The following is a 24142-nucleotide window of genomic DNA, read 5'->3' as shown; positions in this document are numbered from 1 at the left end:
TGGATTTGCTCTTTTTCTGCCGAAAGCCCGTTCAGCCGCAAAGGAATACTTTTATAATCCGATCGACCATCTTTCCATTAAAGGATCCATCCGGCGCGTTTGCTGTAACCAGCAGCCTGTCAAAAAGAAAAATACCGTTTTTCTGATACAGCTTCAGCTTCCAGACAGCTGATTCAAAGTAGTCCTCATCCTCCAGCATCCCGAAGTGTTCCCAGTAAACCGGGATATTCCGATAAGGGTCCAGCAGTTCAAAATCCGGATGAATGACGTGTCCCCCCAGTCTCAGCTCCTGGTCATAGCGAAACGGAATTCCGTTTGCCTCCAGGGAAGCCGCGATAATCAATTCACCTTTTGACTGGACACGTAATCCTCCCGGTGTGATATGAATCTTTTTCTCCGGGTTTCGCTGCTTGTCGCGCCGCGTATTTTTAAGCCACTGTATCTGGTTTTGATTCCCTGCCTCCCAGAAGCAGCGGTTCGGCAGAGGCCGGTACGCTCCGGGCAGGCTTGCCTGAATCAGATTTGGATCGTAGCTCTGATACCGCCGCAGGAACTTCTCTTCTGCCTGAATATTTTTCTGGAAGATCTTCATGCTCTCTTCCAGAAACCGTCTGATTTTCAAGGCTTGCACATATTCCTCGTTCTTCTTTGGAATATACATCTGGCACCGCGCTCCGTCATGAAAGGTCTGCTTGTAAAAGTAATGCTTCCCCTTCTTTTCTTTCACGCAAAGCACACCTTTCGGCAGTTCCTCGCATTCGCGCTGGTATCTGCCCAGCAGCTTTCTCTGAAAATCGCAATCTGCCTTTACCTGCGATACTATATCATACATGATGCTCCTCCTGTCCTCATTTTATCTTTCTCAAATCCCATACCCTGTCTGAAGCTGGTGGTGCACACCGTTAATGCTTTTCTTCAAATTGCGTATAAAAAGCTCCCATTTCCGCAGATTTTCTCGCCAGATTCCCCGTTTTTTAGGTCTTTTTCCTCTGGTTTTATACGCAATTTCTAAATTTCTTCTCCCCGTGGGCACCGTTTGTATACGCAATTCGTCAAAAATACACCGCCGTGTGCACCCCAGCTCTGCTCACCCCGACACCGCGAGTTTATCATCCTTATTTTACACTATATGTAATAATATGTAAACATATTTGTAAAAAAATTCCTGCTGCACAAAGAAGTTAAACGCCGGTGCACACCGTTGATGATTTTCTTCAAATTGCGTATAAAAATCTCCCATTTCCACGGATTTTCTCGCCAGATCCCCCGCTTTTCGAACCTTTTTCCACTGATTTTATACGCAATTTCAAAATTTCTTCTCCCTGTGGGCACCGTCTGTATACGCAATTCGCCAAAAACACACCGCCGTGTGCACCAGGCCGCTCCACGCCCCGGCCGCCGCCCCACTACAAAAGCCGCCCCAACCGGGGCGGCTTTCAACTGCCGGATTACCGCAAAATCTTTATTCTGCCATCTTCGGAATCCGTTCCGCGATAACGTTCATCAGGCTGTCCGTGCAAGGCAGCGGATCTACGAATTTGCTGTCGCATGCTACAACAAAGGCCGCGTCTTCTGTTGGCGCTAAAACGCCTCCCAGCACTTCGCCGACTTCCGCGTACTTGTATCTCGGCAGAAGATCATCCATTTCCTCGGAAATATCAATTTCATCTTCCCAGCCAAAGTCCACCTCATAAACATGAGCGATTTCCGCGGCGATTTCCCAGTTATTGAAATCCACTTCCTCGACAATCGCGCGCTGTACCGGCTGCAGTCTCCGCTCGGTATTCGTATAAGTACCGTCTGTATTGGAAAAGCCGGTAGCAGGAAGAACTACATCCGCTTTCGCTGCCGTCTGCGTCATATGCGTATCGGAAACCATCAGGAACTCAAGACCGGAAAGATCCACGTTCGGTTCCTCACCGAAAATCAGCAGAGCCTTGACTCCTTCCAGCGCTTCCGCGCCCGCGTGAATTCCCAGATCCACAATACCCTGAGAATTGTTCTTGGCCTTCACCTGAACGATACCGTCACGCGGGGAACCAATATGTCCGGACAGAAGGGCAATATCCGCAAGGAGAGAAGCCGCCTCTGTCGTAACAAAGTTCTGCGTGAACACGATCATCGCTTTCTTCGCGTTTCCGTAAAGTTCCGCCACGCCTCTGCAGTCATCACAGGTCGAGGCGTCCGCAAGACTTTCCTTAAAGGCTTCAAATCCTGCGACATCCGAAGTCTTTCCTGCCTCCAAAAGCGCTTTGGCAACACCGCGGAAGAAGGTCAGTTCATTTTTCGTGTAAATCACTCTTTCCGCGAATTCAAAATGCTGTTCGTAGCCTTCCGGATTTACCAGGATTACCTTGGCGCCGTTTGCGGCCGCCTGTCTCAGCTTGAGCTGCATCACCGGATTGGAAACCGTGTCAAATCCGGCCGCTAAAATCACATCCGTAGAAAGCAGCTCGTCAATGGTATTCGGAGAAGCGTCAAATCCCAGTACTGGCGCAAGGCCGCTGGCCCGGTTGTTAAAGCAAAGGGTCTTCGCGCCCATAACATTCGCCATCTTCTTCATGGCGTAAGCTTCTTCATTGGTATAGCGATCGGAAATCGCCACCGCTACCGCGTCTTTTCCGTATTTTGCCGCGATGGACTGGCATTTCTTCGCGATCAGCACAAAGGCTTCGTGATAGTCCGTCTCGCGGAATCCGTCCGCGTCTTTAATCAGCGGGTCTACCAGTTTATCTTCCAGCAGGGCACAGTCGAAGCCCCACTTTCCTTTTCCGCAGGCAAGCCCTTTATTAACCGGGCCTTCCTTATCCGGATTGGCTTTAATCAGCATGTCGCCGTAGCTTTCCAGCAGCAGGCTGCAGCCTACCGAACAATAGGAACAGGTGGTTTCCGTCACGTCGTTTTCCAACGGAACTTCTTTGACCATCGTAGTTCTCTCCTGCAGAGCGCCGGTCGGGCAGACGCTGACGCACTGTCCGCAGGACACGCATCCGGACTCTACCAGCGGCTTTTCAAGAGATGGTTTCACAACCGTATCAAATCCTCTGTTTACAAGGCCCAGCGCGCCGATACCCATCACTTCATCGCAGACTCTTACACACAGCCCGCAAAGAATACATTTATTCGGATCACGGACGATGAACGGGTGATCGTCTTCAAATTCGATGGTATTTTTATCCCCTGCCAGACGATCCGGTTTTACATCGTACTGGTTGGCAAGGTCGATCAGTTTACACTCAAAATAATCGTGGCATCCGCATTCCAGACAGCGGTTTGCCTCTTCTTCCGCCTGCTCCTCGTTAAATCCTGTGATTACGACCTCTGTAAAGTTGTCTTTTCTCTCTTCCGGAGAAAGAATGTCATACTTCGGACGGCACTGGCGTTCTCTATCCTCGAAGGTTTTTTCCGTAATATCATCTCTGGTTACCACATACGGTTTTTCGTACTTAACAGCTTCCCCGTTGAGATAAGCGTCGATTACGCCGGAAGCTTTCTTCGCGTCCGCGATGGCTTCCACGGCGATGGAAATTTTATCATTTCCGCAGTCACCGCCCGCGAACACGCCCGGCATACTGGTCATAAACGTATCCGGATCATAAGCAATAGCGTTCTTTCTTGTTTTATCCACGTCAAACATGCTGGCGTCTACCGCCTGGCCGATAGCGAGGATCATAGTGTCGATGTCTATGGTTTCTGTCTTTCCTTCTACCGGAATCGGTCTTCTTCTTCCGGAAGCGTCCGGCTCGCCCAGCTCCATGATCTGCAGCACAACCTGTTTTACATGGCCGTTTTCATCGGCAATCACTTCCAGCGGGTTCGTCAGATTTTTGAAGATTACGCCTTCTTCCTCCGCCTCTTCGATTTCCAGCATATCCGCAGGCATCTCATCCTTGGTACGTCGGTAAATATTATAGACTTCTTTGGCTCCCAGTCTTACCGCGGTGCGGCAGGCGTCCATAGCCGTGTTTCCGCCGCCGACGATAGCAACCTTTTCGCCAAGCTCAATTTCTTCATTTCTTACTACTTTTCTCAGGAAGTCAATTCCTCCGATTACGCCTTCGGAATCTTCGCCCTTGCAGCCCACGCCGGTGGACACCCATGCTCCGATTCCCAGAAGTACTGCGTCAAAATCACCGCGAATAGTATCAAACGGGATATCCACGCCGACTTTTGTATTGGCGATAATCTCTACGCCCATTTTTTCAATGGTGGCGATTTCCATATCCAGAACCTCTTTTGGCAGACGGTACTCCGGAATCCCGTAGCGGAGCATGCCCCCCGCTTTCGGCATGGCCTCGAAAATCGTAACTCCATGACCCATCTGTCTTAAGAAATAAGCCGCGGAAAGTCCCATTGGGCCGCCGCCGATAACCGCCACGTTCTTTCCGGTGTCCGGTTCACATTCCGGCAGGAACACCTCATCCTCCATCAGATCCTGATCCGCGGCAAAGCGTTTGAGCATCTGAATGGAAATCGGCTCATCGATCAGGCCTCTGCGGCACTCATCCTCACAAGGATGCGGGCAGACCCTTCCCAGAGAAGCCGGAAGCGGAATCTTATCCTTAACAAGTTCCAGGGCCGCTCCGTATTCGCCGTTTGCGATCAGCCCCACGTATCCCTGGCAGTCGGTCTGAGCCGGACACGCCAGCACGCAAGGAGGACGACAATCTCCCACATGATTGGAAAGCAGCAATTCCAGATTCGTCTTTCTGGATTCGATTACCCTCTTTGTATTCGTGCGGATCACCATATTCGGCGCTATCTCCGTAGCGCACGCTTTCAGAAGCTTTGGGTTTCCTTCCGCTTCGCACATACACAGCCCGCAGGAGCCGTAAATCTTCGTGCGCTCGTCAAAACAGAGAGTTGGGATAAAGATATCATTTTCTCTGGCGACTTCTAAAATCGTCTGACCCGGAAGGCCCAGGACCTCTTTTCCATCAATATTTAATCTAAATTTATTCATAGCCTAAAACTCCTCCCCTCTTACTCTACTGTAATGGCGTCAAACTTGCAGCTTTCCAGACATCTGCCGCATTTCACGCACTTATCCTGGTCAATAACGTGCTGTCCCTTGACTTCGCCGGAGATCGCACCGACCGGACATTTTTTCGAGCAGAGAGTACATCCCTTGCAGGCGTCTGTAATCTCATAAGTAATCAGAGCCTTACAGGATTTTGCAGTACACTTTTTCTTGTAAATATGATCTTCGTATTCGTTTCTAAAATATTTGAGGGTCGTCAGCACCGGATTCGGCGCAGTCTGTCCCAGTCCGCAAAGAGAGCCGTCTTTAATTTTAACCGCCAGCTCTTCCAGCAGTTCAATATCACCGTCACGGCCTTTTCCTTCTGTAATCCGTTCCAGTATTTCCAGCATCCGCTTGGTCCCGATCCGGCAGTAATTGCACTTACCGCAGGATTCCTTACGGGTGAAGTCCAGGAAGTATCTGGCCATGTCTACCATACAGGTTGTCTCGTCCATGACGATCATACCGCCGGAGCCTACGATCGCGCCGGTCTTCGTAATATTTTCATAGTCAACCGGCGTATCAATAAGGCTTGCCGGAATACAGCCGCCGGAAGGGCCACCCATCTGAACCGCCTTAAATTCCTTATCGTTTTTAATTCCGCCGCCGATGCCATAGATAACATCCCGCAGAGGGAGTCCCATAGGAACCTCTACCAGACCGCCTTTTTTAATCTTTCCCGCCAGGGCGAATACTTTCGTTCCCTTGGATTTTTCGGTACCCATGGCGCCGAATGCCGCGCCGCCGTTATATAAAATCCACGGTACATTGGCCAGGGTTTCTACATTATTAATATCCGTCGGCTTCTGCCAGTAGCCTTTGGCCGCCGGGAACGGAGGCTTTAACCTCGGCATTCCCCGTTCTCCCTCCAGGGAAGCGATCAGAGCAGTTTCTTCCCCGCACACGAAGGCGCCGGCTCCTGCCTTGATACGGATGTCAAAGTCAAATCTGCTTCCAAACAGGTTCTTTCCCAGGAAGCCCTTTTCTCTCGCCTGATCCATCGCGATCTCCAGTCTGTGGATCGCCAGAGGATACTCGGCCCGGCAATAAATAATACCTTCGTTGGCACCCATGGCATAACCCGCGATGATCATGCCTTCCAGCAGAGAGTGAGGGTCTCCCTCCAGCACGGAACGGTCCATGAAAGCGCCCGGATCTCCTTCGTCCGCGTTGCAGACCAGGTATTTCTCATTTCCAGGGCTTTTTTTCGCCGCGTCCCACTTGAACCAAGTCGGGAATCCCGCTCCGCCTCTTCCTCTGAGGCCTGAAATTTTAATTTCCTCAATGACTTCTTCCGGCGTCATGGATGTCACCACTTTTTCAATGGCCTTATATCCGTCCGCCGCAATATATTCCTCTATTTTTTCCGGATTAATCAATCCGCAGTTGCGCAGTACAACGCGCTGCTGCTTTTCAATAAACTGCTGATCTTCTTTGGAAATCGCGAGGCTTTCTACCGCCTGGCCCTTTTCCAGATGGTTTTCCACGATTTCCGCTACACGTTCAGGTTGGATTTGGACATACCGGGTCATTTCCCCATTGTCCTCATATATATCAACGATCGGTTCCAAATAACAGGTTCCGACACAGCCTGTGATATCGACAGCTACATCCAGATTTTTTTCCGCAATCTGCTTTTCAAATTCCGCCGCTGTTTTCTTCGCGCCGGTGGCAATACCGCAGCTTCCTTCTCCTATTATTACCTTCATGCTTTTCTCCCCTTCCTACGCTCTCTTCCGGATCTCTGCCAGTACATCCTTGACAGAGTCTTTTGTCAGATTTCCATACGTTTCATCACCCTCGGCGCTCTTTATCATCATAACCGGAGCCAGGGAGCAGCAACCAAGACAGGCTACATTGTTCAGCGTAAAGAGACCATCTTCTGTCGTCTCTCCATCCTGGATATCCAGATATTCGCAAATAGACTCTTCAATGGTATCCGCGCCGTTTACGTGACAGGCTGTACCCTTGCATAACATAATCAGATATTTTCCAATCGGTTTTAATCTGAATTGTGAATAGAAAGTGGCAACGCCATAAATTTTAGCCGGCTTGATACCTGTAGCCTGAGATATGTAATGAATAGCATCCATGGAAAGATACCCGTAAATATCCTGGGCTTTCTGAAGAATTGTGATCAGACTTCCGGGAACCTTCGCATACTTGTCCAGTACCGGAGCCAATTCTGTAAACTGTTGATCTATATGCCCGTGACCACAGCAACAACCTTTTTCACTCATGTTGTAAATCCTCCTAAAAATGTTTCATGTTGATGAAAACGAAACAGGTAATGCAGATTTCTGCCCGTTTCATCTACGAAGATCCGCACTTATTCAGCCGCCTTTATAAAGCACGAATCATTTGTATTGTATCAAAGTTGAGACAAAAGGTCAATCGAAACCTCAAAATATACAAAATTGTTGAATTTTTTCGATATATATGAATTTTTTAGATACCAGAGAACGGTTTTTATGATCATTCAGACTTGTTTTTCATAAAAAAGGCATGCCTGCCGATAACTGAGCAGAAGAGATAAAATCAGAGCTGCGGCGGGGATCAAAAGCCATAGAACACTGTTTTCTTCCGTCGTAAAGTTCCCACGAAACATCCAGGAATCCGGAGCCTTTATCTTCTGCCATACTGCCAGATGAATCCCTGCGCAAATCCCCAGACTGCCCCCGCACCATAGCTTCCACGTTCTCTTCGAACGTATAAAAATCAAGGGCACAAAAGAAAAAAGCATCATGATAATCATCATAAAAACATAGAGGCTGGAAAAAATCAAGAACCATCCTCTTTCCGCCCTATTAAACTGAACCACTAAAAGTACAAAAGAAGTAATCCCCGCCAGAATCAAGATATAACTGATCAGGATCGCGTAAACATACTTTACCTGTATCCTTTTTGAAAAGGTTTTGCAAAATACAGAAAATGAGTTGCGATCGTCCCGGCAAACAAGATACAAATCAAAGACTACAATTGTCCCGTAGATATAGAGAATTCCAATTATTCCAAGCCCACTCCCCGCAGCGATCCATATGGTAAGCAGAATGGAGGCTACCGCCCATATCGCCCATTTTGCCGGAAAATCGACCTTTGTCCAGTGATTTTTTTTGATTTCTTTGTAAAACAATTTCCACGCTTCAAAGAACCTTTTCCCAGTACAAAAATTTTTCATAGCTGCTCGCGCCCGGCCTTTCCTCCTTCATCTTCACACACACCCACTTTCCTATTGCCTTTCCATTTCTTTAAATCGATTTCCATCACAAAAAGAGATGATATCAGAAGCGCCGCCCCTACATAGGCTCTAGGAGTCAACACTTCTCCCGCGAAAAGAAATGCCACAATTCCCGCGAAAACGGGCTCAAGCGTAAAAATAACACCTACATGAGACGCGCTGGTATACTGCTGTGCCAGTGTCTGCACAATAAAAGCAAGTCCGGTACAGAAAACTGCAAGAAACGCCACCGCTCCCCAGATAGGCCCGCTTCCCGGTAACCGCGGCGTTTCACACACAAAGGCCATAGCCAGATTGAATAAGCCCGTAAACCCCAATTGAAAAACACCCATTTGAAAGGCGTTTACCTGCTCTTTTTGAACCGCGCTCTCTGTTATCAATAAATCTACCGCATAGGCCAGAGCACATAAAATACAGAAAAGATCTCCTAAAGCTGGCTTAAGCTGTTCGTTCAGAGTCAACAGACCGATCCCCACAAGGCATAAAAAAAGTACAATTGCAAGTTTTTTGTCCGGAATCTGCTTTTTAAAAAGGAACGCGAGGATCGGGGTAAACACGACTGTCAAAGCGCATAAAAATCCGGAATTGGAAAGACTGGTGTACATGACTCCGAAAGTAGATCCTATATAAACAAACGTCAAAGCGATCCCCACAAGAAAACTATATTTTAGCGTAGTCCGATTTACGGTTTTAAGCTTTGGAAATGTGAATAAACAGGCAACCAAAAATGCCCCTAAAAACCGAATCGCGTTTAATGTAAATGGTTCCAGAGATGTAAGGCTGAGATCCGTCAGATAATAGGAGACACCCCAGCAGAGAGTTACCAGAACCAGCATAATATCCGCTTTTACTTGTTTTGTCATTCATACACTCCGAGATTAAGTTTTTTCCGTTCTGGCGTCAGATTTCCGCGATAAAAAGTTCCAACGCAAGACCCGGCTCCAAGAGCCCGGATTTAATATTTCCATCAATCGCATAGGCTCCAGATAAAACATGTTTAAGCCGATCAGTCGAGTATTTTTCTGTAACACTCATAGCCTTTTTTATCCGAAACTCATGAATACCAAGCTGCTTTTGCATCTGGGAAAGTCCCATACCCGCCTCTCTCATTTCTTTCACTTCCAAAATCAGCTCCAACTGAGAAGAAATCAAGGCCAGCAACCGAAATACTCCCTCTCCGCTTACCATAAGATTATGCAACAGGCGATACGCCTCATCTTTCCTATTTCTGCTGACCGCGTCCAACATGGCGAATACATTTGTCTCAAGATTTGTAGAAATCGTAAGAGCTACGTCTGAAGATAAAATCTCATCCCCATTGCTGTGCGCGATAATTTTTTTTATATCATTTTCCAGATTATATAAATTATATTCAATATCTTTATTTCCATAACCGCTGTCCTGAATCAGCAAATCAATAACGGAATTCCGGCAAAGCTTCCCCGCCCCTTTAAACCGTTTCGCGATAAATGACCGAAGCTGCGCGCCGCTTAAAGGCCCAAAGTCATAAACCTTCCCGTATTTTCCTACAGCAGTCTGTATTTTACTCCTCTTTTTATTCTTCCCATCCGGCGCCTGCGCCGTGATAATCAAAAGGCAGGTTTCGGGCAGCTGAGAAATATAATCTAAGAACTCCTTCTCGTCGTTTTCGGAAAATCCTTTCAGCTTCTGTCCAAGCGCCGGCGGGAACTCCGGCAGCAGTACAACCCTCCGCTCCGAAAGCATACTGAGCGTCTCACAGCTTTCTTTAATTTTATCCACCGTTAATCCCGCGCTGTCCAGCTTTGTAAAGTCCAAACTCTCGCAGGCCTTATTGATAAAGGTATCAATTAGCTGTTTTGCGGCCCATTCCACTAAGTACTGTTCTTCTCCACAAAGCATCACCACGTTTGGAATGGCTTTCACCTTCAAATCCTTCCCGATCGTCTGAAATGCATGTTCCTTCTTTTTTCCACTCTGATAAGCCGCCATATACTCCTCTATTCAATCAATTTATAGATACGAATCCCTCGACCATCTTTTTCCACAAAAATTCCCACAGCGCCGGATCTATCGTTTCTGTATATCATTATACCTCTTTGCCGGCATTTTTCAATAACTGTCTCCGAAGGATGTCCAAAATTATTTTTTCCCACCTGAAAAACCGCTAGTTCCGGTGAAACCGCATCTAAAAAAGCATCGGATGTACTGTATTTGCTGCCGTGATGGGCGACTTTCAGAATATCACAAGAAATCTGTTCCTTTAAGGCCGGATCCGCTGCCAGACGGGTTTCTCCCTCCTGATCGATATCACCTGTAATCAAAACCGAAACTCCCTTATACCGCAGTCGCATAATCATACTGGACTCATTTTCCTCTTCCTGTTTTTTTATCAGCTCCTGATATTCTTCCACTGTCCTGCGTTCAGGCGCTAGAATGTCCAAGAATACTTTATCCCCCAACTTTACGCTCTGTCCCCCGTATAAATAAATCAGTTCCGTCTTTCCCCCTGTTTCCCGGCAAAGCTCTGGTTCCAGAACTTTGTTCGCTTCATAAACTCCGATCTGCTTTACCATCCCCTCCTTTGCCAACTCTCGGATTCCTCCATAATGGTCCTCATGCAAATGTGTCACAAAAGCGGCTTCTACCTTTCTCACCCCATTTTTTAGAAGATACGGTTTCAGCGTATTTTTTCCTACATTATATTTGGCGCTCCCGCCACCGTCCAGAAGATAGTTTTTTCCGTCTGGTGTTCGCACATGGATACAGTCCCCTTGCCCTACATCAACAAATACAATGTCCGATTTCTCGAATCCCGTATTCGTCAGGGGCGCCAGAGTGAAAGCCAGTAACCCCACAAGAGCGGTACAAACGACAATCTGTCTGTACTGCTTCCTCAGAAATAAAATCCTTCCCTTCTCGGACACGTAAAAAAACAGAATCCCATAATAACCTATGAGAAAGGGAACAGACGGACTTACTACATCCATCGCAGTAATTCCATCACCATAAAAAAAGCCATTGACTCCGATCAGAATTCTGCATCCGGCCCCCAGCAGCTCAGCGCCTGCCGAAAACAAACTATCGGAACAGTAGGCAAGGGGAATCAGAACAATCCCCATCGGCAGCAGCAGGCCGGACAGAAAAATAACCGGCACATTGGCGATAAAGGCTCCAAAGGAAATATAGTTAAAAAGATACGCTGTATAAGGGAGCATCCCTGCCTGAATCACGATTGACGATAAAAATACTCCCTGATACAACGTTTTCGCGAAAGGAAGAATCACACCAAGAGAGGCGATAGCCAGAAATGACAGCTGAAAGCCCGCATGAAAAAGCTGAAATGGGTTGCTGGCCAGCATCAGAATAAACGTCGCAGCCGCGGCGGAAAGCAGATCGTAGCGCCTGTGTAAAATCCCCGCTCCAAGATGCAAAGCGATCATAACCGCAGCTCTGACAACGGAAGGAGAAAAATCCGCTAAAGCTGTATAAAGCAGCAGTACCCCGGAAACGCTGAAATAAAACGCCACCCCTTTTTTCCCTCTCCACAAGAAGGAAAAGAAGCTGTAAAGGATCCCTACATGCAGACCGCTGACCGCCAGGATATGGGCTGTTCCGTTTCTTTGAAAATCCTCATAAAGCTCTTCATCCAGGGTGGATTTATCGCCAAAGACCATAGCGATTCCGATTCCGCTCAGCTCAGGCTCAAGGCTGGCTTTCAATTTATCCGAAAACGTGTTCCTAATATCGGACACCACCGTTCTATAAAGACTTGTCTCTCCTTCCTGTGGCTGTATCTCTTCTATGTTCATCATCATCTGAATGCCGCAGGATCGAAGGTACAGCCGGTAATCAAAACAGCCCGGATTCCTCCGCGTCTGCGGCAATGAAATTTTCCCCTGAAAATCCGCCCATTGCCCTTCCTCTAAAGTCTCTTCCTCCCATCCCCCATAATAATTGGCTAAAATCCTTCTATCCTCATTCTCAATCGTGATGCGGACGGAGCTTTCCCGCTTTTCAATTTTATCCGCATAACCAGATATCCTGACCTTCTTCCCTTCCTGACCGCAAAGCGGATCCGGAGCTTCGATACAGCACTGCATATACATACCTCCTCCTGACCAGATGCACATGGCGGTAAACAATACAGCCGCAGTCTGCCTGCCCTTTCCCTTTAGCGCGGCAACCATTTGCAAAGTCGCAGATACCGTAAGTACAAGGCACCATATTAGTATGGTGGTTTCCAGTATGTAGGCTGTGCCGATTCCGCCTCCAAAGGAAATGGCAGCCACAAGCGCAGGGCGTCTTAAAGAAATATGCATAGGTCTCCTTTCTTTTTTTTACATTATTTACATTTTATTACATTTGTCAGGAATTTTCAATCTTTTTTCTTAAAAAAGCTTATGGAAATCTTAAAGAATCCCAGAAACCCTTTAACTTTTCTGTTTTTCTGTGGTATAATAATTCCGCCTTTCAGATAGAGGAAACCATGCAGTGCCTCTGCTGAACATAAGAAAAGGAATTACAGGTTACAGGAGGAAAACATTTTGGCAGATAAATTCAAAAAAAATTCAAATTCTGATGATATTAATGATTTTTTCGCCGAATTTGACAAAATTGATTCAACAGCTTCTTCTGCCCCGAATTCTTCACGAAGCTCCGGCAGCGCGCCTTCGCGCTCATCCCGTTCCGGGCAGAAAACGCAGTCCAGAGGGAATGGAGCCCGCCCGCCTGTTGGCACAGCCCAGGGGAAGAATGCCGGAAAGCGCGGCAAAAAGAAACGGAAAAAACCGGTCAGCAAAAAGAAAAAGGTTTTAAAAATTATAGGCTTTGTAATCCTTGCTCTGATTCTGGCTGTTGTGGTATATGTAGGAGTTCTGATTCTGACTGCAGATACCCACAATATTGACGCGGACAACATTTATACAAAGCTTGCCCAGCGCTCCACCATCTATGATGATCGGGGAAAAGAAGTTGAAAGTATTTACTCAGAAGGAGGAAACCGTTCCAATGTGAGTTATGAGGATCTTCCCGAAGATCTGATAAATGCCATTGTTTCCATTGAAGACCGGACATTCTGGGATCACCACGGTTTTAACTTTGTCCGTATTATGGGAGCGATCAAAGACAGCATTACCGGAGGCGGACAGATCAGCGGTACCAGTACTCTGACCCAACAGCTTGCCCGTAATGTCTATCTGGCAGAGCAAAAGAGTACGCGTTCTATCAGCCGAAAAGTTCTGGAAGCTTACTACGCGGTTCTAATTGAAAAAAATCTTACCAAAGAGCAGATCCTGGAAGCTTATCTGAACACCGTTTATCTTGGGTACAACTGCTATGGTGTGGAAGCGGCTTCACAAGCCTATTTTAACAAAAGTGTCAAAGATCTGGATCTTCTGGAATGTGTAGCTTTAGCTTCACTTCCTCAGTCACCGGATGCGTACGCGCTGGTAAAATCCTATTCCGCAGGTACAGCTGACGTATCCAAAAAAGATGTTCTTGACAGCACCGACAGCATGACATACGTTTATAATGGTGAGGCATCAGCAGACAGACGTGAGCTTACCCTTTCCAACATGGTAGATCAGGGATATATCTCTCAGTCTGAAGCGGATAAGGCTCTGGATCAGAATCTGAAGAAGAAGATGGACATCAGCGTAGATAGCGGTAATGACTTCTCTTCTTATTTCATGGATTTCGCGGTCGACCAGATCCGGGAAGATATCATGGAAGAATACGGCTGGTCGGAAGAAGAAGCCGATTACATGATTTACAACGGCGGTCTGAAAATCTACACTACTATGAACCGCAAGGCCCAGAGAATTGTAGAAAAAGAATATGACGAAAGCTCTAACTTCCCAAGTGTTACAGGAACCAGAAAGGACAGCGACGGAAACCTCCTCAACAGAGAAACCGGCAACATCCTGCTTTATGATTATGATAATTACTTTAACGGAAAGAATCAATTTGTCCTTTCCAAAAATGAATACAAGGAGAACAGTGACGGCAGCGTTACCCTGTACGAAGGAAAGCGCCTTAACTTTTATGATACAACTGTAAATGGAAAAGCAGATGTAAGCGTAGAGTTTAAAGGTATGTACCAGGAAGAGGATGGCAGATTCTATACAATTGAAAACGGCGCTCTCTCTATTCCGCAGGGATATAAGAATAAAGACGCAAAAGGAAACTGCATCATCTCCGCGAAGTTCTTTGAAGATTATCCGGATTTCTTTACCAAGAAAGGCGGCCGTCTGATCGTGGACGAGCAAAACTATTCATTAAAGCAAAGGGTTGTACAGCCCCAGTCCGCGATGGTTATTACCGACTATAAGACCGGCGGCATCAAGGCCATGATCGGAGGAAGAGAAGTTACCGGAAGAATGCTTACCAACAGAGCCACATCTCCGCGTCAGCCGGGATCCTCTATCAAACCGCTTGCGGTATATTCCTCCGCGCTTCAGAGCTCTTACAATGCGGAGGCCAGCGGAGAATCCATGAATCTTTCCTCCTCTGATGGAAGTTCTTGGGGCGAATACATTACCGCAGGCAGCGTGATTAACGATGCGCCGATGACAGTAAACGGTCAGACTTGGCCGAAAAACTGGTATACGGGTTACCGCGGACGCATGACCCTTCGTACCGCTGTACAGCAGTCCGCTAATACCTGCGCGGTAAAGACCTACCAGCAGATGGGTCCGGAATTCCCGGTTTCCCAGCTGAAGAAGATGGGGATTACCACTGTTGTAGAAGACGGCAATACCAACGACCTGAACCCCGCGGCACTGGCGCTGGGCGGTATGACCCACGGAATTTCTCCTCTGGAAATGTCCGCGGCATATGGAATCTTCCCGAATGAAGGTACGTATACAGAACCGGTAGCTTACACGAAGATTACAAACAGCAACGACGAAGTGCTCTTCGACAAAACGCCTGCCACGGAGGAAGTTCTGAATGAAGGAGTTGCCTTTATTATGACGGATATCCTGCGCAGCGTTGTTACAAATGGTCTCGGAAGCACGGCTTCCTTCAGCGGCCAGCCTGTAGCAGGTAAAACCGGTACGACAACGGACAACTTTGACGCTTGGTTTGTAGGTTTTACGCCGCAGTATTCCGCAGCCCTCTGGATCGGGAATGACGTGAATATCGAGCTGACGGAGGGTTCTGCTTCCGCAGCCCGTTTGTGGAGAACCATCATGAGTCAGGTATGTGAAGGTATGGATTACGGAGAATATCCGGAGCAGCCTGACAATGTAAGCCGTATCAATGGGGAATATTACACCGATGGAACTTACTCCGGAGTATCAAGGCCATCCTCTTCCGACTCTAGCGATTCTGATGAGGAAGCTACAGAACGAGAGACTACACGTGAAGTGGAAAGACCGTCTACCCGTCAGCAGACTGAACGGCAGACAACGGAACGGCAGACAACGGAGCGGCAGACACAGCCGACAACACAGCAGCCGACGACACAAGCTCCAACTACATCGCCTCCTCCAACGGACAGCGGCGGTGACGGAGAGGATTAATAACACAAAAAAAAGGGATAATGCGAATCTATGCATTGTCCCTTTTTCTGTTCCGTCTTATTTATTCTTATCTTTATTTTCATCGGATTGACTTTGGATTAAACACCAGCGCCACCACATATCCCCAGGCAATAGCCGCGGTAATTCCCCCGGCTGCAGCCTTAATACCGCCGGTAATCGCTTCTAAAAGACCCTGCTTTGCCCCTTCCATCGCTCCTTTCGCGAGCGTATATCCAAATCCGGGGAGCGGTACTTTTGCGCCACTTTGCGCCAGCTGAACCAGCGGATCATAAAGCTGCAAACCCTGCAGCACAGCCCCGGAAACAACAAGAAGAACTAAAACCCGCGGCGCTGTCAGCTTCGTCACATCCATAAGAATCTGGCCTATAACGCAGATAGCGCCGCCTATTAAAAATGTATATACATACTCCATTATTGATGCACCTCCCCGATTTCCAAAGAAATCCCATGGGCAATTCCCGGAATGGATTCTCCCTGAAAGGGGCTGATCGTCGATAGCAAAGCTCCCGTGGACATAATCAGAACACGATTTAACTCCCCCTGCTGCATTCTTTTATATAGATATCCGGCAAACACGCTGGCTGAACAACCGCAGCCGCTGCCTCCGCCATGAACATCCTGCTCTTTCTCAAAGATCATCGCGCCACAGTCATCGTAACGGTCTTCAATTTCCTTTTTGGGGATTCCGGCATCCTGCAAAAGATCCTTTGCAATGTCCTTTCCAATATATCCCAGATCCCCTGTTAAGATCAGATCATAATCCCGCAGACTTCTTCCTGTATCCTGAAGGTGATTCAAAAGTGTATCCACTGCCGCGGGAGCCATAGCCGCTCCCATCTGGTTCGCGTCTTTAATGCCGGCGTCGATCACCTTTCCGATCGTTCCAAAAGTGACCTGTACTTCTTTTGCCTGCCGGGTGTTTCCCTCTTCATCAGCAATCAAAGAAGCCTCCTTTTCACTGCCGCAGGATAATACCATCGCCCCCGCCGCTGTAGCTGTCCATTGAGCAGACGGGGGCCTCTGATTTCCATGTTCCAGAGGCATACGGAACTGCCGCTCCGCCGTGCAGTAATGGCTGGAAGCCCCGATGATAACGTTATCGCTGTATTTTCCATCTGTCAGTACTGCTCCCAACATCAGCGATTCTGTCATAGTAGAACACGCGCCATAAAGTCCCAGGAATGGAATATGCAGATCTCTTGCCATAAAAGATGAAGACATCAACTGATTAAGAAGATCCCCGCTCAGAATCGCCCCGATATCCTCCTTATTCTTTCCTGCTTTCTGCATCGCTTCCATCATGGCGGTTTTCAGCATTTTGCTCTCGGATTTCTCCCACGTCTTCTCTCCGAAAGTATCATCTTCCAGAATTGTATCAAACCAGCTTCCCAGCGGTCCTCCGCCCTCTTTTGTTCCCACAACCGCGGCCGCGCTGAGTATCCTGGGTCGGTTCGCAAATACAAGTGTCTGATTTCCCTTTTTATTTTTAACCATGCTGCCTCCTAGAATTTTTCTATCAACCAATAGATAACACCAATGACCGCGGATACAGAAATGCCGCAGACCAGAACTGGTCCTGCCAGGCTAAACAGCTTGGCGCCTACGCCAAGAACAACCCCTTCTTTTTTATATTCCAGCGCGGGCGCTACCATAGAATTGGCAAATCCTGTAATTGGAACAATAACCCCTGCTCCTGCAAACTTTCCAATCGTATCGAATACGCCAATTCCTGTAAGCAACTGAGCGGTCATTACCAGCAGAATCGTTACATAAGTACTCGCGGAAATCTCATCAAATCCATTTCGAATAAACCACTTTTCCAAAAGCAGCGCTCCAACACAAATCAAGCCTCCTACAACAAACGCCTTCAGACAGTTCTGAACATATTTCGGCTTCGGCGTGAACTCGCTGGCATACTGCTCATAGGCTTTGGCCACTTTTTTCTTTTGTTTCTTATTGCTCTTTTCTTTTTCGTCCATGAATTCTTTCCCTCCAGTTTCCTTTTTATTATTCCCAATTCAAAAAAAATATGTCATAATATCAAAAAAGAAAAGTAACGAGGATTTTTTATGAAAACAGCAAATTTAATTCTGGCTTCCGGTTCGCCGCGAAGAATTGAAATGATGAAGCAAAAAGGATATCATCCGGCTATTCTTCCTGCCGAAATCGAGGAAACGCTTCCCTTTCCCATGAATGGAGAAACCTCTGTTATGTATCTGGCCTGCAGAAAGGCTCTTTGGACAGAGTCCGCGCTGACAGACGCGCAAAAAGAATCCGCTCCTGTCATTATCGCCGCTGATACCATCGTTTACAAAGACCGGATCATCGGAAAACCCGCAGATGAGAAAGAGGCCTTTGAAACCTTATCCCTCCTCCGAAACAACTGGCATTATGTCATCACCGGAGTCTGCCTGCTGCAGGCTGGACAGCCTCTGCGGCGGCTTTTTTATGAAAGGACGAAAGTATATTTCCGCGACTACACCGAGGCCGAGCTGTCCTCCTATGTGAAAACAGCAGAACCCTATGATAAGGCAGGCGGATATGCCATTCAGGGTACATTCGGCCAGTATGTGGATCATATTGAAGGAGATTATGAAAATGTCATCGGCTTTCCCTGGAGCCGCATAGAAAAAGAACTGGAACGCTTTTAATGTCCAGTTCTTTTTTATCATTTCCTATCGTCTGCAAATTATCGTTTTAGTCTTACCTTTTTTACTTTGCTGTATTTTCCGTAAACCTTTTTCCCCGTAGAATCTTTTTTATAGGCCCGCACCTTTACATAATAGGTCCGGTTCTTTTTCAGGCGAGTCAGGGTTTTCGATCTAGATGTGGTGGTTTTATATTTTGTCTGCTTCTTTTTAAATTTCCTGCTTGTGGAATACGCGATCTGATAGCCTTTGGCTCCGCTTACCTTTTTATAGTATACTTTCGCTTTTCTCGCGGAGCGCCGCTTCAGAGATTTAATGGAGGCTCTGCTGACCTTCACCTTCTTCCATTTGGCGTATAAAGTGCAATTACCTCCACCCAATGTATAGACCCTGGATGTAAAGTTACTGTTCCGGTACCACCCTGAAAAAGTGTAATTCCTCCGCGTTGGATTCTTCAGTGTCAGTCTGCCATAGTAATAGGTGGAATTCAGCGAGCTGTTTTTCCCTCCGTTAAGCCGATAAGCGACTGTATATACGCCCCCTTGCATAGAAACGGCCCGGTACGCATTAACTATTCCATATCCTGAATTGGAATCCCATCCTCTTCCGTAAATGTCCGTAGCTGAATGATAGAGAATATATTTTACTTTGTTGACGGAAATCCCCGGTTCTGCCGCATACAATAGCGCCGCAGTCCCTGCCACCACCGGGGATGCCATAGACGTTCCGGAAGCCTCTATATATCTTCCATTTCTATAAGTGCTGAAAATCGCTTCTCCCGGAGCGGAAATATCTTTTGCGGATCCATAATTTGAAGTATTAGCTCTTCTATTGCCTGACGTTGTCGAAATCACACTGATGCACGCATCAAAATCCGCAGGATAGTTGGTCACTGTATTATTGTCATTTCCCGCCGCGCATACAACGGTCGTACCCTGGTTTACCGCATTGTTTACCGCGTTTTCTAAAAACACATCATCAATGGTCGCGTAAGGACTCGCATAGCCGGCACTAATATTAATAACTTTTGCCCCGCTTTCCACTGCGTACTCGATCCCAGCGATTATATCTGTTGTATACGCATACTCACCTCGAAAGATATCCACTACAAACATTTCCACGAATTCATTGGAAGCTCCACTGGCGACACCCGCAACTCCCGCACCGTTATTGGCAGTCGCTCCGATGATTCCTGTGACATGAGTTCCGTGTCCATTTTCATCACCAGTCAGGGAACGAATATTACCATCTGATGTATCTCTGCATAAATTTTTTAAAAGGTTTGCCTGCAGATCCGGATGTCCCAGATCCACGCCGGTATCCAACACCGCCACTCTCGCTTTTTTCGCAGGTTTTGTTTCCAACACATCCCAGGCTTCTTTTGCCTGAATTGTATTCAGGTGCCAGAGGGATCCCCGGTAAGAATCATTCAGGCTCGCGGTGGTGGAAGTTGTCTTCGCGGAGCTCTCCGCCAGCTTATACTTATAATTCGGCTGCGCATAGGCCACGTCCGGATCCTTTTGGTACTCGGCCACCGCCTCTTCCACATCCTGTTTCTTCGGAAGTTCCACCAATCCGGTCACTTCCTCCTGGGGAGTGTTCAAAACGGTCAGCTCTTTTCCATCCTGCTGATCCACCACTTCCTGGGCTTCCTTTTTATTCACATCCTCCTCAAAAACTACAAGAATTTCGTCCTTCGCGTAATCACCTTCCAGCGAAGCTTCCTGCTGCTCACCCGCATACGCGACGCCTGTCTGCATTCCCGGCACAATCGTAACCGCTGCCAGACAAAAGGCAATCGCCAACGCTGTAATTTTCTTCATCTTCATCTCCCCTGATACTCTCCTTGCAATATCTTTTTTGTTTTTATAATTATATCAACAATTGATAATTTCGTCAATTAAAGCGATACAGCTTCCTTACAGATTCCATGTCCCCCTACCAAGATCGGCCAAAAAGTGGTATAATGATTCAAGAAACAATTTTTAGAAAAGGACTTAAAAAAATGGACACAACAACCTTTATTTCCGCCTTGGGAGTGTTTGCTGCCATGGCGGGCATGGCAATTCTTATCTTCAAGCGGGTTTCCCCGATTCTGATTGGCCCTATGGCAGCCATTCTGGTTTGCCTCACCAGTCAAATCCCAGTATTTAAAGGTGTAACCGAGACTTACATGTCCGGTGTCACAGACTTTTTTCTATCTTATTTCTTTATCTTTCTTCTGGGAAATATCTTTGGAAACCTGTATCAGAACTCCGGAGCCGCCTCCAAGATCGGATCGATTATTTCCCGAAAATTCGGCGCGAAAAACTGTATGCTGGCATGTATGCTTTCCGCCGCGATTCTAAGTTACGGGGGGATTAACAGTTTCGTTATCATTTTCTCCGTATATCCTATCGCGCTCAAGCTCTTTGAGGACGCGGACTACCCTACTTATCTGCTGCCCGGAATCGTCTGCGGCGGTATGTGGACCTTCGCCATGACCGGACCGTTTACACCGCAGATTCCCAACATTGTTTCCATGCAGTATTTGGGAACGCCTTCCTACGCGGGACTGCTTCCCGGACTTTCCGGCGCTCTGGTTATGGCCGTATCGATCGTGTTATTCATGAATCACCAGGGGAAAAAAGCAAAACTGCGGGGCGAGCATTTCCAATGGCCGGAAAGTGTGAAACGGATCGAGGAAGAGGAAAACGCCCCTAACGGAATCGTTTCCATCATTCCCATCGCCTTTGTTCTGATTGTCTTTAACGTGACCAAGCTGGATATCGTCATCTGCCTTCTGATGGGCATTGTTCTCGCCCTGATTTTGTTTTTCCCTTATCTTCCCAAGTCGGAGATGCTGGAAATGTTCAACTCGGCAGCCCTGTCCTCGATTACAGTTATCCTCAATACTGCCGTCATTGTAGGCTTTGGCTCTGTCGTAAAGGAAACCGCATTTTATGAGTTCGCGACCCAGATGCTGCTTCATTCCGACGCGAATCCGTATGTGGTCGCCGCTGTCGGCGCCAATGTTTCCGCGGGTATCCTGGGATCGGCTTCCGGCGGAATCGCCCTTATGTACGAAACTCTGGGAGACACCTTCCTCCATTACGGAGCGCAGGGTTACAATCTGGAGTTTATACACAGGCTCTGCGCCGATGGTTCCGGAGGTCTGGATTCGCTGCCCTGGAACGGATCGATTGTCTCTGTGTTCGCCATCTGCAATACGACTCATAAATTATCCTATAAATACAATTTTGTTACATGCCTGGTAATACCCATCGCCGCTACCTTCCTTGTAGCCCTGCCGCTGTGTATTATCTTTGGCTGAAAAAGGAGGCTTTCCAATGTCCGATGTTTTATATGAAAAAAGAAACCATACCGGAATTCTTACCTTTAATCGCCCATCTTCCCTGAACGCTCTGTGCGAGAGTTTCATGAAGGAAATCCGGGACGCGCTTGAAAAAGCGGAAAAGGACCCGGAGCTTCGCGCCCTGATTCTTACCGGATGCGGAAAGTCATTCATCGCGGGAGCGGATATCAAAGAGATGTATGCCAAAGACGCGGATTCCATTTTTGCGTGGTCCGCCCTTGGCAGTGAACTGAATATGAAAATAGAGACCATGAAACTTCCAGTCATCGCTGCTATCAATGGCTACGCTCTCGGCGGAGGTCTGGAGCTTGCTCTTGCCTGCGACATTCGCATTGCTTCGGAAAACGCCAAAATGGGCCTGCCGGAAACCAGCCTGGGTGTCATCTGCGGGGCAGGCGGAACACAGCGTCTTCCCCGGGTGATTGGAGAATCCGCCGCCAAGGAGCTGATTTACACCGCGAGAAGAATCGACGCGCAGGAAGCGCTGAGGCTGGGACTTGTAAGCCGCGTTGTTTCCGCGGAATCTCTGATGGAAGAAGCCTTGCGCCTTGCCGAATCCATCGGAAAGAACGCGCCCATCGCTGTCCGCAGCGCGAAAGAAGCGATCCGCTTCGGAAGGGACGCAAGTATCGAAGAAGGATGCCTTTTTGAGCGGGAAGCGTTTCGCGTTTTATTTGAAACGGAGGATCAGAAAACCGGTATGGGCGCTTTTATTCGAAAAGAAAAAAATGTCGTATTTAGGAACAAATAAAAAAGAAAGGATCTATCATGTCTGTTACATTTATTAACGCAGCCGAAGCCGCTGACTTAATTCAAGATCGTTCAACTGTCGCTATCGACGGATTTATCGGTTTTTGTCTGGCGGATGATATTCTTACTGCCATTGAAAAGCGCTATATCCGAGAGGACCATCCGCGGGATTTGTCGGTCGTAAATGTCGCCGGGCTTGGCGGTGACGGTCAGCAAAGAGGAATCAACCATTTTGCCCACAGAGGCCTGATGCGCCGTTTTCTCTGCAGTAATCTGAGTCTGGCGCCAAAGCTGTACCCCCTTATCATGGATAATGTGTTCCCGACTTTCATGATGCCCCAGGGGGTTCTCTCCCATATGATGCGTGCCATCGCCGCCCACCGCCCCGGCATCATCAGCCAGGTTGGAATGAAAACTTTTGTCGATCCCCGCATTGACGGCGGAAAAATCAACGACGCGGCGAAAGCTTCCGAAGAGGAGATTGTACAGCTGCTGAACCTGAATGGGGAAGAGTATCTCTTTTACCCGGCTTTCCCCCTGGACGTGGCGATTATTAAAGGAAGCAAAGCGGATACAAAGGGAAATATCTCCGTGGAAAAAGAAGCGCTCCACATTGAACAATTTGAAATGGCCGCTGCCGCGAAGAATTCAGGCGGCATCGTTATGGTTCAGGTGGATGAAATCGTAGAGCACGGGCAGCTCCATCCCCAGATGGTAACGGTTCCTTCCGCTCTTGTTGATTATGTGATCCTGGGCGATCCGGAAAACTCAGGCCAGCACTTCATCGGGAACAGGAAACCGGTTCCTTCCTGGTGCGGCGATGAAAAAATCCCCTTCGACAATATCGAGAACCTTCCCTTTGATATTCATAAAGTCATCTGCCGCCGTGGTATTCTCGAGCTTCATGCCGGAGACTTTATTAATCTGGGGATTGGAATCCCCATGGGCATCTCTGAAGTCCTCAATGAAGAAGGGCTTATTGAACAAATTTCATCCAGTATCGAATCCGGCGTAACCGGAGGCGTCCCGGCACCCGGTATCGCTACGGGCGCCGCCTATAATCCGGAAGCGATTTTAAAGCAGCCGGATATCTTTGATTTTTACGACGGCGGCGGTATCGACTTCGCAGGACTCGGCGCGGCGGAAATCGATCGGCATGGAAATGTCAATGTCTCCAAGTTTGCCGGAAAAGTGACAGGACCTGGCGGTTTCATCAACATTTCCCAGGGAGCGAAAACCGTCTGCTTCCTCGGTACTTTTACAGCCGGAAAAAGCGATATCCGAATTGAAGACGGCCAACTTCGGATTATCAAAGATGGTCCGTATATCAAATTAAAAAACGATGTGGAGCATATCACCTTTTCCGGTCATTACTCGCGGGAAAAGGGCGTACAGAAGGTGTTCTATATAACAGAGCGCGCGGTTTTCCGCCTGACCGACCAGGGCCTCACCCTTACCGAAATTGCTCCCGGCGCAGATCTGGATCGGGATATTCTGGGGAAAATGGAATTCCGACCCGCGATTTCCCCGGATCTGAAACTTATGAACAGAATTCTGTTTCTTCCGGAGAAAATGAATCTGAAATTATCCGAGCAGAAATAG

At 47.7% G+C, this 24142-nt stretch carries 17 protein-coding genes; 5 read left to right on the top strand and 12 right to left on the bottom strand.

The window, feature by feature from the left end:
- Window positions 1-31 precede the first annotated feature (31 nt).
- The 8 genes from H9L42_RS04490 to H9L42_RS04455 all read right to left on the bottom strand — a co-directional run bounded on the left by H9L42_RS04490 (window position 32) and on the right by H9L42_RS04455 (window position 12562).
- Window positions 32-832, bottom strand: coding sequence for a hypothetical protein (locus H9L42_RS04490; protein WP_187302191.1), 801 nt, complete (start codon window positions 830-832; stop codon window positions 32-34).
- A gap of 630 nt (window positions 833-1462) precedes the next feature.
- Entirely contained in the window at window positions 1463-4963 is a 3501-nt protein-coding gene (locus H9L42_RS04485; RefSeq protein ID WP_187302190.1) for a molybdopterin-dependent oxidoreductase, read from the bottom strand.
- A gap of 20 nt (window positions 4964-4983) precedes the next feature.
- Window positions 4984-6732, bottom strand: a complete 1749-nt coding sequence (locus H9L42_RS04480) for an NADH-quinone oxidoreductase subunit NuoF (protein ID WP_187302189.1) — start codon at window positions 6730-6732, stop codon at window positions 4984-4986.
- A gap of 15 nt (window positions 6733-6747) precedes the next feature.
- The gene (gene nuoE / locus H9L42_RS04475; protein WP_187302188.1) at window positions 6748-7263 is read right to left on the bottom strand and encodes an NADH-quinone oxidoreductase subunit NuoE; all 516 of its coding nucleotides are present in this window, start codon (window positions 7261-7263) and stop codon (window positions 6748-6750) included.
- A gap of 239 nt (window positions 7264-7502) precedes the next feature.
- Window positions 7503-8201 carry a hypothetical protein gene (locus H9L42_RS04470; protein WP_187302187.1) on the bottom strand — a complete coding sequence of 233 codons (699 nt, stop codon included), beginning with the start codon at window positions 8199-8201 and terminating at the stop codon, window positions 7503-7505.
- A complete protein-coding gene (locus H9L42_RS04465; RefSeq protein ID WP_187302186.1) occupies window positions 8198-9124 on the bottom strand; it encodes a DMT family transporter in 927 nt (308 codons plus the stop codon). Before H9L42_RS04465 ends, H9L42_RS04470 begins: the two co-directional genes overlap by 4 nt.
- A 37-nt stretch (window positions 9125-9161) precedes the next feature.
- Window positions 9162-10232, bottom strand: a complete 1071-nt coding sequence (gene holA, locus H9L42_RS04460) for a DNA polymerase III subunit delta (RefSeq protein ID WP_187302185.1) — start codon at window positions 10230-10232, stop codon at window positions 9162-9164.
- Between the two features lie 8 nt (window positions 10233-10240).
- The gene (locus tag H9L42_RS04455; RefSeq protein ID WP_187302184.1) at window positions 10241-12562 is read right to left on the bottom strand and encodes a DNA internalization-related competence protein ComEC/Rec2; all 2322 of its coding nucleotides are present in this window, start codon (window positions 12560-12562) and stop codon (window positions 10241-10243) included.
- 225 nt (window positions 12563-12787) lie between these two features.
- On the opposite strand from H9L42_RS04455, the gene H9L42_RS04450 reads away from it, so the two are divergent.
- Window positions 12788-15766 (top strand): transglycosylase domain-containing protein, encoded by a 2979-nt coding sequence (locus tag H9L42_RS04450; RefSeq protein WP_187302183.1) that lies wholly within the window; start codon window positions 12788-12790, stop codon window positions 15764-15766.
- Window positions 15767-15845: 79 nt separating this feature from the next.
- Here H9L42_RS04450 and spoVAE read toward each other — a convergent pair whose 3' ends face one another.
- The 3 genes from spoVAE to spoVAC are packed head-to-tail and all read right to left on the bottom strand — an operon-like array spanning window position 15846 to window position 17766.
- Window positions 15846-16199, bottom strand: a complete 354-nt coding sequence (spoVAE, locus tag H9L42_RS04445; RefSeq protein WP_187302182.1) for a stage V sporulation protein AE — start codon at window positions 16197-16199, stop codon at window positions 15846-15848.
- Complete coding sequence (spoVAD, locus tag H9L42_RS04440) at window positions 16199-17281, bottom strand: stage V sporulation protein AD (RefSeq protein WP_187302181.1); 1083 nt, start codon at window positions 17279-17281, stop codon at window positions 16199-16201. The genes spoVAE and spoVAD overlap by 1 nt, the downstream gene beginning before the upstream one ends.
- A gap of 8 nt (window positions 17282-17289) precedes the next feature.
- Window positions 17290-17766 carry a stage V sporulation protein AC gene (gene spoVAC / locus H9L42_RS04435; RefSeq protein WP_187302180.1) on the bottom strand — a complete coding sequence of 159 codons (477 nt, stop codon included), beginning with the start codon at window positions 17764-17766 and terminating at the stop codon, window positions 17290-17292.
- Window positions 17767-17856: 90 nt separating this feature from the next.
- On the opposite strand from spoVAC, the gene H9L42_RS04430 reads away from it, so the two are divergent.
- Complete coding sequence (locus tag H9L42_RS04430) at window positions 17857-18438, top strand: Maf family protein (RefSeq protein WP_187302179.1); 582 nt, start codon at window positions 17857-17859, stop codon at window positions 18436-18438.
- A 38-nt stretch (window positions 18439-18476) separates the two neighbouring features.
- Here H9L42_RS04430 and H9L42_RS04425 read toward each other — a convergent pair whose 3' ends face one another.
- Entirely contained in the window at window positions 18477-20264 is a 1788-nt protein-coding gene (locus H9L42_RS04425) for a S8 family peptidase (RefSeq protein WP_187302178.1), read from the bottom strand.
- Between the two features lie 176 nt (window positions 20265-20440).
- On the opposite strand from H9L42_RS04425, the gene H9L42_RS04420 reads away from it, so the two are divergent.
- From H9L42_RS04420 to H9L42_RS04410, 3 genes are read left to right on the top strand one after another with little or no spacing between them, the layout of a single operon-like run.
- Window positions 20441-21748 (top strand): GntP family permease, encoded by a 1308-nt coding sequence (locus H9L42_RS04420; RefSeq protein WP_187302177.1) that lies wholly within the window; start codon window positions 20441-20443, stop codon window positions 21746-21748.
- Window positions 21749-21764: 16 nt separating this feature from the next.
- Window positions 21765-22541, top strand: a complete 777-nt coding sequence (locus H9L42_RS04415; RefSeq protein WP_187302176.1) for an enoyl-CoA hydratase/isomerase family protein — start codon at window positions 21765-21767, stop codon at window positions 22539-22541.
- Window positions 22542-22558: 17 nt separating this feature from the next.
- Window positions 22559-24142, top strand: coding sequence for an acyl CoA:acetate/3-ketoacid CoA transferase (locus H9L42_RS04410; RefSeq protein WP_187302175.1), 1584 nt, complete (start codon window positions 22559-22561; stop codon window positions 24140-24142).

It is taken from the genome of Zhenpiania hominis (assembly GCF_014333425.1).
GTDB lineage: Bacteria > Bacillota > Clostridia > Peptostreptococcales > Anaerovoracaceae > Hominibacterium > Hominibacterium hominis.
This window is presented reverse-complemented; position numbering and strand designations above follow the sequence as displayed.

What these genes read in the sequence shown, in the direction of transcription:
- H9L42_RS04480 (WP_187302189.1), bottom strand. Translation starts at nt 6,732, where the DNA reads ATGAAGGTAATAATAGGAGAAGGAAGCTGCGGTATTGCCACCGGCGCG.
- H9L42_RS04465 (WP_187302186.1), bottom strand. Translation starts at nt 9,124, where the DNA reads ATGACAAAACAAGTAAAAGCGGATATTATGCTGGTTCTGGTAACTCTC.
- spoVAC (WP_187302180.1), bottom strand. Translation starts at nt 17,766, where the DNA reads ATGGACGAAAAAGAAAAGAGCAATAAGAAACAAAAGAAAAAAGTGGCC.
- spoVAE (WP_187302182.1), bottom strand. Translation starts at nt 16,199, where the DNA reads ATGGAGTATGTATATACATTTTTAATAGGCGGCGCTATCTGCGTTATA.
- H9L42_RS04485 (WP_187302190.1), bottom strand. Translation starts at nt 4,963, where the DNA reads ATGAATAAATTTAGATTAAATATTGATGGAAAAGAGGTCCTGGGCCTT.
- H9L42_RS04455 (WP_187302184.1), bottom strand. Translation starts at nt 12,562, where the DNA reads ATGCATATTTCTTTAAGACGCCCTGCGCTTGTGGCTGCCATTTCCTTT.
- H9L42_RS04420 (WP_187302177.1), top strand. Translation starts at nt 20,441, where the DNA reads ATGGACACAACAACCTTTATTTCCGCCTTGGGAGTGTTTGCTGCCATG.
- H9L42_RS04415 (WP_187302176.1), top strand. Translation starts at nt 21,765, where the DNA reads ATGTCCGATGTTTTATATGAAAAAAGAAACCATACCGGAATTCTTACC.
- H9L42_RS04425 (WP_187302178.1), bottom strand. Translation starts at nt 20,264, where the DNA reads ATGAAGATGAAGAAAATTACAGCGTTGGCGATTGCCTTTTGTCTGGCA.
- H9L42_RS04430 (WP_187302179.1), top strand. Translation starts at nt 17,857, where the DNA reads ATGAAAACAGCAAATTTAATTCTGGCTTCCGGTTCGCCGCGAAGAATT.
- H9L42_RS04470 (WP_187302187.1), bottom strand. Translation starts at nt 8,201, where the DNA reads ATGAAAAATTTTTGTACTGGGAAAAGGTTCTTTGAAGCGTGGAAATTG.
- H9L42_RS04410 (WP_187302175.1), top strand. Translation starts at nt 22,559, where the DNA reads ATGTCTGTTACATTTATTAACGCAGCCGAAGCCGCTGACTTAATTCAA.
- holA (WP_187302185.1), bottom strand. Translation starts at nt 10,232, where the DNA reads ATGGCGGCTTATCAGAGTGGAAAAAAGAAGGAACATGCATTTCAGACG.
- nuoE (WP_187302188.1), bottom strand. Translation starts at nt 7,263, where the DNA reads ATGAGTGAAAAAGGTTGTTGCTGTGGTCACGGGCATATAGATCAACAG.
- spoVAD (WP_187302181.1), bottom strand. Translation starts at nt 17,281, where the DNA reads ATGGTTAAAAATAAAAAGGGAAATCAGACACTTGTATTTGCGAACCGA.
- H9L42_RS04490 (WP_187302191.1), bottom strand. Translation starts at nt 832, where the DNA reads ATGTATGATATAGTATCGCAGGTAAAGGCAGATTGCGATTTTCAGAGA.